Genomic DNA, 13,569 nt, shown 5'->3' on the forward strand with positions numbered 1-13,569 from the left:
GCGACGCGACCGCGATGCAATTGGTCGTGGGTGGAATGGTTTTTGTCGAAAAGTGATATGGCCGGTGAGTATCCACCTTGATAGATGTGACCCGTCGGGCCGGCCGGGTATGGGCGGAAAGGGAGTGTGACATGCGATTTTCGGGCCTCCGTGTACTGAAAGAGGGGTTGACCGGCAACAAGGGCTGGACGCCCCATTGGCGCGACCCCGATCCCAGGGACGAATATGATATCGTCATCATCGGCGGTGGCGGGCATGGTCTTGCCACGGCCTATTATCTGGCCAGCGAACATGGGCTGACCAATGTGGCGGTGCTGGAAAAGGGCTATCTCGGTGGCGGCAATGTCGGGCGGAACACCACCATCGTGCGTGCAAACTATTTCCTGCAGGGCAATTCCGAGTTTTATTCCCACTCGCTGAAACTGTGGGAAGGGCTGGAAGAGGACCTGAATTACAACGTGATGCATTCGCAGCGGGGCATCATCAACCTGTTCCATTCCGATGGCCAGCGGGACGCGGCGGCGCGGCGCGGGAACATGATGATCAGTCAGGGCGACGATGCCGAATTGCTGGATCGCGATGCGCTGCGCGCCAAGGTGCCGTTCCTGAATTTCGACGATCTGCGCTTTCCGATCTATGGCGGGCTGTATCACGCGCGCGGCGGCACGGCGCGGCACGATGCGGTGGCCTGGGGATTTGCCCGCGGGGCCGATCAGCGCGGCGTCGATCTGATCCAGAATTGCGAAGTCACCGGCATCGATATCGAGAATGGCGCGGTCAGGGGCGTGCAGACTTCGCGCGGCGCGATCCGCGCCAAAAAGGTTGCGATGGTGGTTGCCGGCCGGTCCAGCCAGGTGGCGGCGATGGCGGGGATGCGTCTGCCGATCGAAAGCCATGTTTTGCAGGCTTTCGTGACCGAAGGGCTGAAACCCTGCATCGACCACGTGATCTCTTTCGGCATGGGGCACTTTTATATCAGCCAGTCGGACAAGGGCGGACTGGTCTTTGGTGGCGATCTGGATTTCTACGCCTCTTATGCAGCGCGTGGCAATCTGCCCGGGGTGGAAAGCGTGATGGAGGCAGGCGTGGCGTTGATGCCGATGATCGGCAAGGCCAAGGTGCTGCGCAGCTGGGGCGGGATCATGGACATGTCGCCCGACGGCTCTCCGATCATCGACCGGACGCATATTGACGGGCTCTATCTGAATTGCGGTTGGAACTATGGCGGGTTCAAGGCGGTACCGGGTTCGGGCAATGTGTTTGCCCATCTGATCGCCACGGACCGCCATCACGAGAACGCCACCCGTTTCCGCCTGGACCGGTTCCGGACCGGGCGCGGGATCATGGATGAAGAGGGCAAGGGCTCTCAGCATAACCTGCACTAGGGTTCGTGACAGATGTTGGATTTCCGTATTTTTGACGAGAAGAAGCAGGGGGCGCGGTCATGAGGATCACCTGTCCGCATTGCGGCGAACGGGATCGCCGGGAATTCTATTATCGCGGAGCCGCGGTGGATCTGGACAGGCCCGCGCCGGACGCCGGGGAAGAGGCGTGGGACAGTTTCGTCCATCTGCGCGAGAACCCCGCAGGGGTGACGCGGGACCTGTGGTATCACGAGGGCGGCTGTGGCGCATGGGTGGTGGTGACCCGAAACACCGTGACGCATGAGGTTCTGGGCACTGAACTGGCATCGGAGGCGCGGTCATGAGGATCGGCGGCAAGGGCCTTGTGGATCGCGGCAAACCGATCCCGTTCCGTTTCGACGGCGTACTCTATTCGGGCTTTGAGGGCGATACGCTGGCCTCGGCTTTGCTGGCCAACGATATTCACCTGATGGGGCGTTCGTTCAAGTATCACCGTCCGCGCGGCGTTCTGACGGCGGGTAGCGAAGAACCCAACGCGCTGGTGACCGTGGGGCAGGGCGCCTCGCAGGAGCCCAACGTGCGGGCGACCGTGCAGGAAATCTATGCGGGGCTCGAGGCGCGCAGCCAGAACCGCTGGCCGTCGCTGAATTTCGACCTATTGGGTATGAACGATCTGGCGGCGCCGTTTTTCGGAGCGGGGTTTTATTACAAGACATTCATGTGGCCCAAAAGTTTCTGGGAAAAGGTCTATGAGCCGGCGATCCGGCGCGCGGCGGGGCTTGGGGCGCTGTCGGGACAGAACAACGTGGACAAGTACGAGCGCGCATATGCGTTCTGTGATCTGCTGGTGATCGGCGCGGGGCCTGCCGGGCTGATGGCGGCGCTGGTCGCGGGCCGGGCCGGGGCGGATGTGATCCTGGCCGACGAGGGTAGCCGCATGGGTGGACGTCTGCTGGCCGAAACCTATGAGATCGACGGCAAGCCCGGTCCCGTCTGGGCCGACGAGGTGCTGGCCGAGTTGAAGGCGATGGACAATGTGCGCCTAATGACGCGCACTACCGTATCCGGCGTGTTTGACCAGGGCACTTTCGGAGCGCTCGAACGGGTGCTGCATCACACCGGCAACCGTCCGTTTGGTGCGCCGCTCGAGACGTTCTGGCGGATTGTGGCCAGGCGATCGGTTCTGGCCGCGGGCGCGTTGGAGCGGCCCGTTGCGTTTTGCAACAACGACCGACCCGGCATCATGACCGCCGGGGCGGTGCGTGCCTATCTCAACCACTGGGGCGTGAGCGCGGGCAAGAACATAACGGTGTTCGGCAATACGGATGCCATCCACCGCACCGCGCGCGATCTGCTGGCGGCAGGCGTGCATGTGGCCGCCGTGATCGACAGCCGCCACGATGCGCCATTGTCGAGCGACTATCAGGTTCTGCGAGGGGCGAAGGTTTGCGGCAGTTCGGGCCGCAAGGGGCTGGAGAGCATCACCGTGCGCCGTCCGAGCGGCGAAGAGAAGATCCAGACCGATTGTCTGGCGATGACCGGCGGTTGGAACCCGTCGGTGCATCTGACCTGTCACATGAACGGGCGGCCGGTCTGGCGGCGCGACATTGCCGCCTTTGTTCCTGCACCGGATGCGGTGCCGGGGATGGTGACCGCAGGGGCGTGCAACGGGGCGTTCTCGACGGCGGCCTGTCTGCGCGAAGGGGCTGCGGCGGCGGGCGAAGTGCTGGCCGATCTTGGGCTGAAGACATCGGATGCCGCGTTGCCGCGGGCCGATGATGCGCCATACGAGATCACGCCGCTCTGGTCGGTGCCCGGCAAGGGGCGCGCATGGTTGGATTTCCAGAACGACGTCACCGTCAAGGACGTGAAACAGGCCGCCACCGAGAACTTCCGCTCGGTCGAGCACATGAAACGATATACCACGCAAGGCATGGCCACGGATCAGGGCAAGAACTCGAACGTGGCGGCGCTGGCCGTTCTGGCCGACGCGACCGGGCGCGGCATTTCCGAGACCGGGACGACCACGTTCCGCCCCCCTTATTCGCCGGTTGCGATTGCCGCGCTGGGTGCCGGGGCCGAGGGGATGGGGCTGAAGCCGCAACGCTTTACCACCTCGCACAAGGCCAGCGTCGCGCGCGGGGCGCCGATGATCGAGGCGGGGTTGTGGTACCGCCCCAGCTATTTCCCGAAACCGGGTGAAACCAACTGGCGCGAAAGCTGCGACCGCGAGGTGCAGATGGTGCGCGAGGCGGTGGGCGTGGCCGATGTCTCGACCCTGGGCAAGATCGACATTCAGGGGCCGGATGCGGGCGAATTTCTGGATTTCGTCTATACCAACATGTTCTCGACGCTGAAGGTGGGGCGCACGCGCTATGGCCTGATGTTGCGCGAGGACGGGTTCGTCATGGATGACGGCACCACCGCGCGGCTGGGCGAGCATCATTACGTGATGACCACGACGACGGCGGGCGCGGGTGATGTGATGAAGCATCTGGAATTTGTCGCACAGGGTCTGCGGCCGGATCTGGATGTGGCATTCACCTCGGTGACCGAGCAATGGGCGCAGTTTGCCGTGGCCGGGCCAAAGTCGCGTGAATTGCTGAGCAGCCTGGTAGGCGAAAACCTGAGCGACGGGGACTGGCCCTTCATGGCCTGCGGTCCGGTCGGGGTTCTGGGGGTCGAGGGGCGGCTGTTCCGGATCTCGTTCTCGGGCGAATTGGCGTATGAAATCGCAGTGCCCACTCGCTATGGCGCAAGCCTCTTCGATGTGCTGACTGAGCGGGCCGAGGCGCTGGGCGGCGGTCTTTACGGGATGGAGGCACTGAATGTTCTGCGGATCGAGAAGGGGTTCATCACCCACTCCGAAATCCATGGCCGCACCACCGCTTATGACATCGGTATGGGGCGGATGGTGTCGCAGAAGAAGGACTGCATCGGCAAGACCATGTCGGAGCGTCCCGGTCTGGAAGAGGCCGGGCGCGAGCAGCTGGTGGGGCTGAAACCCATCGGCGAAAGTAAACAGTTGCTGGCCGGGGCGCATCTTTACAAGGAAGAGGCCGAGCCGGTTCGCGTGAACGATCAAGGCTATATCACCTCGGTCTGCTACTCACCGACGCTGGGCAGCATGCTGGGGCTGGGCTTTCTGGCCGACGGCCCGGCGCGCTATGGCGAGGTCGTCAAGATGGTGGACGGGTTGCGCGGGGTGACGACGCTTTGCGAAGTGGTGAATCCGGTCTTCTTTGACCCCGAAGGAGGGCGTGTGCGTGGATAAGCTGATTGCCAAAACCCCTTGCGAGGGGCTGTTGCCGCTGACCGTTGGCCCGCTCACGCTGAGCGAGGAAGATGCAGGCGTCATGACGTCGATTTCGCCGTACAAGGGCAGGGTCAAGGATTTGTCCGAGGCGCTGAAGTCCGCGCATGGGATGGCCTATCCGGACGCGAACCGCGCCACCGGCAAGGCCGGGGCGCGCGCACTCTGGTTTGGCCATGCCCAGGCAATGCTGATGGGCCCTGCACCTGATGCCGCGCTGGCCGGACACGCGGCCCTTGTCGATCAGTCCGACGCCTGGGCGGTCGTGCGGCTGGAAGGCGCGGGGGCCGAGGATGTGCTGGCCCGTCTGGTGCCGGTCGATCTGCGCGCGGCGCAATTCAAACGTGGCCATACAGTGCGCAGCCTGTTGTTTCACATGACTGCTTCGATCACCCGTGTCGGCAATGACACCTTTCAGATCATGGTGTTCCGGTCGATGGCCGAATCGCTGGTGCATGATCTGAAAACGGCGATGGAAGGTGTGGCCGCGCGCGGTTAATCTGCGCGGGTCACGCATTGATTCCCGGAGGCCCCGATGATCCGCCTTGCTTTTCTTGCCGCCATGGTGGCAAGCCCGCTATCCGCTGCCGAGACCAAGGAGCAGAGCTGTCGGTATCAGTCGGATGTGGTGGCCGCGATCCAGAAGGCCCGGCTGGACCGCGTCAAGGAGCGCAGCGTGCCGCAGGCGATTGCCGACACCAATCCAACCTGGCCCGAAAACTACAACGCGGCCATTCCGTTGATCACGCCCTGGGTTTATGAACAGAAGATGCGTGATGTCCGCAACAAGGATCTGGCGGAGGCCTGGCTGGAGCTGTGTTTGCAGCAATAGGCAGTACCGGGCTTAACAAACCCGGGCGGGTATTCTTCGCTGTGGATAACGCGCGCGCGGGGCTTGGCGCGACTGCCTGCTTCTGTCAGATTTAGCACATGTCACTGCCACCCGGATTTCTGGACGAGTTGCGCACCCGGCTGAGCCTGTCTCAGGTTGTCGGGCGCAAGGTCATGTGGGATGCGCGCAAGTCCAATCAGGGCAAGGGCGACATGTGGGCGCCATGCCCGTTTCATCACGAAAAGACCGCCTCGTTCCATGTCGATGACCGCAAGGGGTTCTATTACTGCTTTGGGTGCCACGCCAAAGGCGACGCGATCAATTTCGTGCAAGAGACCGAGAATGTCTCGTTCATCGAAGCGGTTGAGATTCTGGCGCGTGAGGCCGGAATGCCGATGCCTGCCCGTGATCCGAAAGCACAGGAGAAGCAGGATCGCCGCGCGCAACTGGCTGAGGTGATGGAGCAGGCCGCGCAGTTCTTCCGTCTGCAATTGAAGACCGGGGCAGGGGCACCGGCGCGCGATTACCTGACCCGCCGTGGGCTGGACGCGCAGGTATTGGATCGGTGGGAGATCGGCTTTGCGCCGGACCGCTGGCAGGAGCTGTGGGATCATTTGCGCGGCAAGAATGTGCCCGAGGATCTGATCCTGGATGCGGGGCTGGCTAAGCCGTCGAACAAGGGCAAAAAGCCCTATGACACGTTCCGCAACCGGATCATGTACCCTATCCGCGACCCGCGCGGGCGCTGTATCGCCTTTGGCGGCCGGGTGATGGACCCGAATGATAACGCCAAATATCTAAACTCGCCCGAGACCGCGCTGTTCGACAAGGGTCGCAGCCTGTATAACCACGGCCCGGCGCGGCAGGCGGCGGGGCAGGGGAAACCCCTGATCGTTGCCGAAGGCTATATGGACGTGATCGCGCTGGCCGAGGCCGGGTTCGGCGCGTCCGTTGCGCCCTTGGGAACCGCGATCACCGAACACCAGTTGCAGCTGCTCTGGCGCATCTCGGATGAGCCGGTCATCGCACTGGATGGCGACACGGCAGGCCTGCGTGCGGCGATGCGGGCGGTCGATCTGGCCCTGCCGCTGCTGGAGGCCGGCAAATCCCTGCGCTTCGCACTGATGCCCGAGGGCAAAGACCCCGACGACCTGTTGCGCGCCGAAGGACCCGGGGCCGTGCAGGCAGTACTGGACGCGGCCATCCCGATGGTCAGACTGCTTTGGCAGCGCGAAACCGAAGGCAAGGTGTTTGACAGCCCCGAGCGCAAGGCGGCGTTGGACAAATCGCTGCGTGACAAGATCAAACTGATCCGCGACCCCTCGATCCGGGCGCATTACGGGCAAGAGATCAAGGACCTGCGCTGGCAATTGTTCCGGCCGCAACGCCCGCCGCAAAACAAATCATGGCAACCGCGCGGCAAATGGCAGGTCGACAAGGCCCCGGCAACGCCCGGCGCTCGGGCGTCATTCCTGGCCTCGTCCGAGAATGCCGATATCCGCCTGCGCGAGGCGGCGATTCTGGCCATCGCCATCCTCAACCCCAAGGTTGTCGTCCAGTTCGAGCACCAGTTGGAAGAGATGGACTGTCTCGATCCCGATCATGCGGCGCTGAGGCAAGCCATCCTGCGGCATGCCATCGATGACCCAGATAGCCTGAAAGACCACATTGTCGCGGCATTGGGGCCCGAGACCCTTGAAAATCTGCTGGCCCTTCGCCATGTCGCAGTAATCCCCTGTGTGCATAAACCGGGCGACGTTGAAAAGGCCGAGATGACGCTGGCCGAGGAACTCGCAAAAATCAAAGCGCTCCGGGGGTTGGATGCCGAGATTGCCGAAGCCCAAGAGGAACTGTCCGATTTGGCGGATGAGGCGCTGACATACCGGCTGGCCCAGGCCGCCGAAGAAAGAAACCGCGCCAGTCGCAGCCAGAACGAGGACAAGGCCATATTCGATATTGCCGACAACGGTGCACGTCTCAGCAGGGACGAGCGGGAAGCCTTCGAATCAATCATGTCCGGCATCAACTTTGAGCGGAAACGCAGGTGAGACTGCGTTTTCGGGAAGAACAGCACAAGAAAAACGGGTAAACGGGTAGCCGAATCACTTCTTCGCGCTAATGATTCGGATCAAACGAATCACCCATCCCTGCAGGAGCTACTGAATGGCCGCCAAGGACACGACCGAGGAACGCAAATCCGACGAGCAGGAACAAGAAGTCTCGCTGGACATGAGCCAGGCCCAGATCAAGAAGATGATCGCTGAGGCCCGTGAGAAAGGTTACATTACCTACGATCAGCTCAATCAGGTTCTGCCGCCCGATCAGGTGAGTTCGGAACAGATCGAGGATGTGATGTCGATGCTCTCGGAAATGGGCATCAACATCATCGAGGATGAAGAGGCCGAAGAGGAAGAGCAGAAAGGCTCGACAGATCTGGTCACCACCGACGGACCCCGCGAGGTCGCTCTGGCCGGGGCCCAGGCCGAAAAGCTGGACCGCACGGATGACCCGGTGCGCATGTATCTGCGCGAGATGGGAAGCGTCGAACTGCTGAGCCGCGAGGGCGAGATCGCTATCGCCAAACGGATCGAGGCGGGCCGGAACACGATGATCGCGGGGCTTTGCGAAAGCCCTCTGACTTTTCAGGCAATTACCATCTGGCATGACGAATTGCTCAGCGAGGACATTCTGCTGCGCGACGTGATCGATCTGGAAACCACGTTCGGCAACCAAATGGACGAGGACGGCGAGGTTGAAGAACCCGTTGTCGGCGCTTCGGTCGCGACGGCGTCCAAAAAATCCGAGGATGAGGGGCCGGAACTGGATGCCGACGGTAATCCGATCGCCAAAGACGATGACGACGATGAGGACGATCAGGCCAATATGTCGCTTGCGGCGATGGAGGCAGCGCTCAAAGAGCAGGTCCTTCATACGCTGGAGCGGATTTCGACCGATTTCGCCCAGCTCAGCGAAATGCAGGACAGCCGGATTTCGGCAACTCTGAACGAGGATGGTTCGTTCAGTGAAAAGGACGAGGTCACCTATCAGGCGCTGCGGTCCGAGATCGTGGAACTGGTAAACGGCCTGCACCTGCACAACAACCGGATCGATGCTCTGATCGATCAGCTTTACGGTATCAACAAGCGGGTGATGTCGCTGGACAGCGCCATGGTGAAACTGGCCGATCAGGCCAGGATCAACCGTCGGGAATTCATTGATGCATATCGGGGCCGCGAACTTGATCCGAACTGGCTGACCGAGATGGCCGAAAGGCCGGGCCGTGGCTGGCAGATGTTCATCGAACGCTCGTCGGACAAGGTCGAGGAACTGCGCAGCGACATGGCGCAGGTCGGCCAGTATGTCGGTCTGGACATCTCTGAATTCCGCCGCATCGTGCAGCAGGTTCAGAAAGGCGAGAAAGAGGCGCGGCAGGCCAAGAAGGAAATGGTCGAAGCCAACCTGCGTCTGGTGATTTCGATCGCCAAGAAATACACGAACCGTGGCCTGCAGTTCCTTGATCTTATTCAGGAAGGCAACATCGGCCTGATGAAGGCGGTGGACAAGTTCGAATACCGTCGCGGCTACAAGTTCTCCACCTATGCGACATGGTGGATTCGTCAGGCGATCACTCGCTCCATCGCGGATCAGGCGCGCACCATCCGTATCCCGGTGCATATGATCGAGACGATCAACAAACTGGTCCGCACCGGCCGTCAGATGCTGCATGAGATCGGTCGTGAGCCGACGCCGGAAGAACTGGCTGAAAAGCTGCAAATGCCGCTGGAGAAGGTCCGCAAGGTGATGAAAATCGCCAAGGAGCCGATCAGCCTGGAAACTCCGATTGGCGATGAGGAAGACAGCCAGCTTGGCGATTTCATCGAGGACAAGAATGCCGTGCTGCCGCTGGACAGCGCCATTCAGGAAAACCTCAAGGAAACCACCACACGGGTTCTGGCCTCGCTCACCCCGCGCGAAGAACGGGTTCTTCGGATGCGTTTTGGCATCGGCATGAACACCGACCACACGCTGGAAGAGGTCGGTCAGCAGTTCAGCGTGACCCGCGAACGTATCCGCCAGATCGAGGCCAAGGCGCTGCGCAAACTGAAGCACCCCAGCCGAAGCCGCAAGTTGCGGTCTTTCCTCGACCAATGAGGCTTTGAATGGAGGAGAAAGTTAGCCTCTTCAATATGTGGGACGGTCCCGAACAGGTACCCATTGCGCTTGCAAGTTTCTTCTTCGCTTGTGCAGTGCTACCTATCTTTGGGAGGATCAAGCTCGCAGGCATTGAGCTGGAATGGAATGGGCTGCAGCGGAAATGGACGTCCGCTGCAGCGCTATAATGTTCCTTGCCATGCTTGCAGGTTGGATGAAGATTTTCCCGGCTGAAGCATGGCTGCCACCGAATAGTGACACAAATTCAGTTGCTATTGGTGTACAGGATGTCGAGGCTTCCGGTGGAAACAGGCTCCATTCTTGCACAATGAGCGAGCCTATGATTGGCACTAGCCTTACCGATGGAGGCATGGGGGTTCATCGCATTGCCCCGCCGATCCTCAACGTTATGAGTGTCGAAGCTTGTATGCGCCAATGCGAGTTAAACGAAGCTTGTATCGTTTGGACTTGAGGTAGACCAATAGTAGAATCTGATACAGGAAATACCTGCGAGAACGCAAATAAATGTTATCTCGCAAGAGGGTACATTGAACAATCGAACCACCAGTTCATGTCTCTGGAACCAAAACATGTTCGTAAGATGCTTGAACTCCGCTTTTTCTTGTGAGGCCCTCTCGGCAATAGGTGATGTCTGGGCAACTGCGAGTTTTTGAACGGCGCCGACTGGTGTGCTGTAACCTTTGTTATCTGCGCCATCTGTCAATTCCCGGTATTCGGCACTAGATTGAAGAAACGCGAGTGCTGAAGGAAGCTATTGGTATGAAATGGATTGGATTCGTTACAGTGGCTGCGCTCGTGGCCGCGACACAGGCGGATGCCTTTCGGGCAAGGGGCGGCTATTCGGTCAATCAGGTCGACAGCAATGTGTTCGAAGTGATCCCCGGGGGACCTCAGCGGAGCGTTGATTACTGGTGTGCGGCCTCGGAATATGCGCGCCGGGAACTCGGGGCGGGCTGGCGGCAGCGAATCTATATCGCGCGCGGCTATGGGCCCAGCGTGACGACGGGGCGTAAAACTGCCGTTCAGTTTACCCTGAACCCGCAGGCCATAGATGGTGCGCCCGCGCAAAGAAGTTTTCTGCACTTCGGATTCAAGACAGGGGACAACATGAGCGTGCAGCAGGCCAATGGAAATTGTTTTCCGTCGCCACCGGGCTTTTAGATGCCGGGCCCAATCCGGTTGCGGTGAACGTCACACGGCTCGCATTCCGAACCTTCCCTGACCTTCACGTTTTTTGCAATCTGACGACATGGGTCCGGGAACATGGGTCCGGGAAACGAACGGAAGGCGGGATCCGGTGGGACCGCGCCTTCCGCCAAAGTTGCAATCTCTACAGACCGGGCAGTTTGTCCAGCACTCCGCGACGACCGAAAGTCGTGCCGCGTGCATTGCCCAGGTTCATCCGGACGCCGACGCCGATGTATGTTTCGTTGTCGCTGAAGCCAGACACGTCAAGCCGTGCGGTTCCGAGTTCGCCGTATATTTCGGCGCCTTCGTTGAAATGATAAATCGCCCCAACCGACAATGTGCTCGCGTCGACGACGCCGATGAAGTTGTCGATATAGTCATAGTTTGCAGACAATTCCCACTGTTCGGTCACAAATCTTGCGACGGATACGCCAAAAATGGTGCCGTCAAAGCCCGAGAAATCACTCAGCTCCTGACGCCCCAGATACCCCTCGATTTCCACCGGCCCAGCATCGAAACCGGCCTCAATGCCATAAAAGTCGAAATCCAGCGACCCGAGACCGGTCATGTCAAGCGAGTCCTGACCGTAAAACGCGCCCAATGACAAGCTGTCGTTGGCATGGAAATTGGTGTGCAGCGTCACGTTGGTGCCGGTCTCGTCGATTTCGCGAAAGCTGTAACCGCCAAGATCCAGCTGCAGGCTGAACTGGCGTGTAAAGGCAAGCTCACCCGATCCGTTCAGATTGTATTTGCTGCCGTCGTCACTGTCGGTAAAAGTCGAATACCCCAGATCGATATATCCGCCGGATACTTCGACCGCATGCGCGGCACTCGCCAAAAACCCGGCCGCCACGGCGCCGGAAACCATAATGTTCTTCAAGGAACTGCTCCTGTTTGTTGGTATGCGCCTCGGCCTGAAAATTGACCGAATCCGCTGCCGTCCGGATAATCCTCCAGTTCACTTTCAGGTAGCGGGTGCGGATCAATATTCGCGTCTGTTGCGCGGGGGGCACGATGCCGTCTGACAACTCATATGAATAAAACCGGAACCTTCGGTCTTCAGGCCTGTGCAAATTGAACAAGTCCCGGGATTTGGCCATCCGGTCGCGGTCATGATGTTGCCCTTGATTCCGGGATGTCATCGGTTTCGAGGGCCGGTGGTACGGCGTTTTTGGGGGGCTCATCGCGCTTGAAAGTTGCAGGATTAAAGCGAGGTTCGACTGCGGTCGGAGATTTGCCGAAACGTACGGTTCAGCGGCGTATAGAATTGAAAAAACTATATCATTTGAGGAGTTCGTATCGGCCGGCCGGAATATCGGCTGCACTGAAACGGGGAAATTCTCATGCCCGGGCGAAAAAAGTTGGAAACGCCGCTTGACGGGGCACGGGCGTGGCCATAATACACCCCAACGTTCAGCAATGAACGGGCAGCGAGCGGTTGTAGCTCAGTTGGTTAGAGTACCGGCCTGTCACGCCGGGGGTCGCGGGTTCGAGCCCCGTCAACCGCGCCACCGCTGTCCAGCCCAGAATCCGGGTTAAAGGGTTCAGAATATATGCGCGGTTGTAGCTCAGTTGGTTAGAGTACCGGCCTGTCACGCCGGGGGTCGCGGGTTCGAGCCCCGTCAACCGCGCCATTTCTTTCCCCTTAAGAAAAGCAAGGCATGTGTTAGGCTTTCTTTTGCGTATTGAGCGTGAGGGAGAGTGAAATGGCAATCAAGGTCAAGGCCAAGCTGCCAAAACCGTCCAAGAAAATGCTGACCGTGTCCGGCGTGGATTTCGACGCGCTGACGACCATTCTGGACAAACGCCCGACCTGGGGAAGCTATGAGGCGAACCCGTCCCTGATCCCAAAATACGACAAGTCCAAAAAGGTGACCGAGATCACCATCACTCTGAAACCGGCCATGACACTTCTGAAGTGGAAGGAACAGTCCAAGAGCACCAAGGACCGCCAGGCCGAATGGAACCGGATGGTCAAGGCGCTTGAGAAGTATCTGGGCAAACTGCACGCGCTGGCGCTTGAGGCGGTAGCGAAGGCAAGCAAGGAGCTGGAGGCGATGGACCTTGACAAGCCAGGTTTTACGGCTGCGGCAAAGAAGGTCAAGGAGGCCATCAAGAAAGCGCCGCAGGACTATGATGACAAGCAGCTTGGCGGATATAAGCAGGGCGTCGAGTTGAAAGAGGTTCCCCCCGATCCGCCGGAAGTCAAACGGTCGATTTCCAGCCCAAAACTGGTCACGTATTCAGTCGCCGGCAACAGCATCAAGCAAGTGTTCGACAATCTCAACAAGCGCCAGTTCTGGGGGCGCTACCGGTCGAACACATCGATGAACGCGTCGTTTCAGTTAGATGGCCATATCAAGACGATCACGATCACGGCCAAGCCGGTCATAACCATGCCCAAGTGGAAGAGTTACTCAAAAGGCAACAAGGGGCAGAAGGGCAGCTGGGACACCATGTGGAAAAAGCTGAAGACCCACGAGGACAATCACCACAAAATTTTTGTCAAATGCGTCGATGAGTTTGAAGCCGATCTGACGGAAGAAAACGTAAAAAAGGCGGATCTGACATCCCATTGGACTGATGAAACGCAAGGTTGGCAGGATAAACAGGACGCCTACGATTCGCCCGGTCAGTCGGATCACGGCAAGAACGAGGGCGTGGTTCTGGACATGTCTCACGACCCGTGAGGGCTGCGG

General features: G+C 59.7%; 11 protein-coding genes and 2 tRNA genes. 12 read left to right on the forward strand and 1 reads right to left on the reverse strand.

What is annotated here, in order from left to right:
- Window positions 1-131 precede the first annotated feature (131 nt).
- The 8 genes from ACR0AO_RS03460 (at window position 132) to ACR0AO_RS03495 (ending at window position 10,843) form a co-directional block, all read left to right on the forward strand.
- Entirely contained in the window at window positions 132-1,385 is a 1,254-nt protein-coding gene (locus ACR0AO_RS03460) for a sarcosine oxidase subunit beta family protein (RefSeq protein ID WP_480599922.1), read from the forward strand.
- Window positions 1,386-1,444: 59 nt separating this feature from the next.
- Window positions 1,445-1,708 (forward strand): sarcosine oxidase subunit delta, encoded by a 264-nt coding sequence (locus tag ACR0AO_RS03465; protein WP_480599924.1) that lies wholly within the window; start codon window positions 1,445-1,447, stop codon window positions 1,706-1,708.
- A complete protein-coding gene (locus ACR0AO_RS03470; RefSeq protein WP_480599926.1) occupies window positions 1,705-4,638 on the forward strand; it encodes a sarcosine oxidase subunit alpha family protein in 2,934 nt (977 codons plus the stop codon). Before ACR0AO_RS03465 ends, ACR0AO_RS03470 begins: the two co-directional genes overlap by 4 nt.
- Window positions 4,631-5,176, forward strand: coding sequence for a sarcosine oxidase subunit gamma (locus ACR0AO_RS03475; protein WP_480599928.1), 546 nt, complete (start codon window positions 4,631-4,633; stop codon window positions 5,174-5,176). The genes ACR0AO_RS03470 and ACR0AO_RS03475 overlap by 8 nt, the downstream gene beginning before the upstream one ends.
- 36 nt (window positions 5,177-5,212) lie before the next feature.
- On the forward strand, window positions 5,213-5,509 hold the full coding sequence (locus ACR0AO_RS03480; RefSeq protein WP_480599931.1) for a hypothetical protein: 297 nt from the start codon (window positions 5,213-5,215) through the stop codon (window positions 5,507-5,509).
- 98 nt (window positions 5,510-5,607) lie between these two features.
- The gene (gene dnaG / locus ACR0AO_RS03485; protein ID WP_480599933.1) at window positions 5,608-7,557 is read left to right on the forward strand and encodes a DNA primase; all 1,950 of its coding nucleotides are present in this window, start codon (window positions 5,608-5,610) and stop codon (window positions 7,555-7,557) included.
- A gap of 115 nt (window positions 7,558-7,672) precedes the next feature.
- Complete coding sequence (gene rpoD / locus ACR0AO_RS03490) at window positions 7,673-9,661, forward strand: RNA polymerase sigma factor RpoD (protein WP_480599936.1); 1,989 nt, start codon at window positions 7,673-7,675, stop codon at window positions 9,659-9,661.
- A gap of 780 nt (window positions 9,662-10,441) precedes the next feature.
- Window positions 10,442-10,843, forward strand: a complete 402-nt coding sequence (locus ACR0AO_RS03495) for a hypothetical protein (RefSeq protein WP_480599938.1) — start codon at window positions 10,442-10,444, stop codon at window positions 10,841-10,843.
- 169 nt (window positions 10,844-11,012) lie between these two features.
- Here ACR0AO_RS03495 and ACR0AO_RS03500 read toward each other — a convergent pair whose 3' ends face one another.
- On the reverse strand, window positions 11,013-11,750 hold the full coding sequence (locus ACR0AO_RS03500; protein ID WP_480599940.1) for a porin: 738 nt from the start codon (window positions 11,748-11,750) through the stop codon (window positions 11,013-11,015).
- Here ACR0AO_RS03500 and ACR0AO_RS03505 point away from each other — a divergent pair.
- The 4 genes from ACR0AO_RS03505 to ACR0AO_RS03520 all read left to right on the forward strand — a co-directional run bounded on the left by ACR0AO_RS03505 (window position 11,740) and on the right by ACR0AO_RS03520 (window position 13,560).
- The gene (locus tag ACR0AO_RS03505; RefSeq protein ID WP_480599942.1) at window positions 11,740-11,895 is read left to right on the forward strand and encodes a hypothetical protein; all 156 of its coding nucleotides are present in this window, start codon (window positions 11,740-11,742) and stop codon (window positions 11,893-11,895) included. The genes ACR0AO_RS03500 and ACR0AO_RS03505 overlap by 11 nt on opposite strands.
- Before the next feature lie 409 nt (window positions 11,896-12,304).
- Window positions 12,305-12,381: transfer RNA gene (locus tag ACR0AO_RS03510), tRNA-Asp, on the forward strand.
- Window positions 12,382-12,427: 46 nt separating this feature from the next.
- Window positions 12,428-12,504 (forward strand) — tRNA-Asp (locus tag ACR0AO_RS03515).
- A gap of 72 nt (window positions 12,505-12,576) precedes the next feature.
- The gene (locus ACR0AO_RS03520) at window positions 12,577-13,560 is read left to right on the forward strand and encodes a DUF922 domain-containing protein (protein WP_480599945.1); all 984 of its coding nucleotides are present in this window, start codon (window positions 12,577-12,579) and stop codon (window positions 13,558-13,560) included.
- The last annotated feature ends 9 nt before the right edge of the window (window positions 13,561-13,569 follow it).

Source organism: Ruegeria sp. AF8 (assembly GCF_056541825.1).

Bases quoted from the DNA above. Each gene is read 5' to 3' on its own strand.
- ACR0AO_RS03495 (WP_480599938.1), top strand. From the start codon at position 10,442: ATGAAATGGATTGGATTCGTTACAGTGGCTGCGCTCGTGGCCGCGACA.
- dnaG (WP_480599933.1), top strand. From the start codon at position 5,608: ATGTCACTGCCACCCGGATTTCTGGACGAGTTGCGCACCCGGCTGAGC.
- ACR0AO_RS03470 (WP_480599926.1), top strand. From the start codon at position 1,705: ATGAGGATCGGCGGCAAGGGCCTTGTGGATCGCGGCAAACCGATCCCG.
- ACR0AO_RS03505 (WP_480599942.1), top strand. From the start codon at position 11,740: ATGTTCTTCAAGGAACTGCTCCTGTTTGTTGGTATGCGCCTCGGCCTG.
- ACR0AO_RS03480 (WP_480599931.1), top strand. From the start codon at position 5,213: ATGATCCGCCTTGCTTTTCTTGCCGCCATGGTGGCAAGCCCGCTATCC.
- ACR0AO_RS03520 (WP_480599945.1), top strand. From the start codon at position 12,577: ATGGCAATCAAGGTCAAGGCCAAGCTGCCAAAACCGTCCAAGAAAATG.
- rpoD (WP_480599936.1), top strand. From the start codon at position 7,673: ATGGCCGCCAAGGACACGACCGAGGAACGCAAATCCGACGAGCAGGAA.
- ACR0AO_RS03460 (WP_480599922.1), top strand. From the start codon at position 132: ATGCGATTTTCGGGCCTCCGTGTACTGAAAGAGGGGTTGACCGGCAAC.
- ACR0AO_RS03465 (WP_480599924.1), top strand. From the start codon at position 1,445: ATGAGGATCACCTGTCCGCATTGCGGCGAACGGGATCGCCGGGAATTC.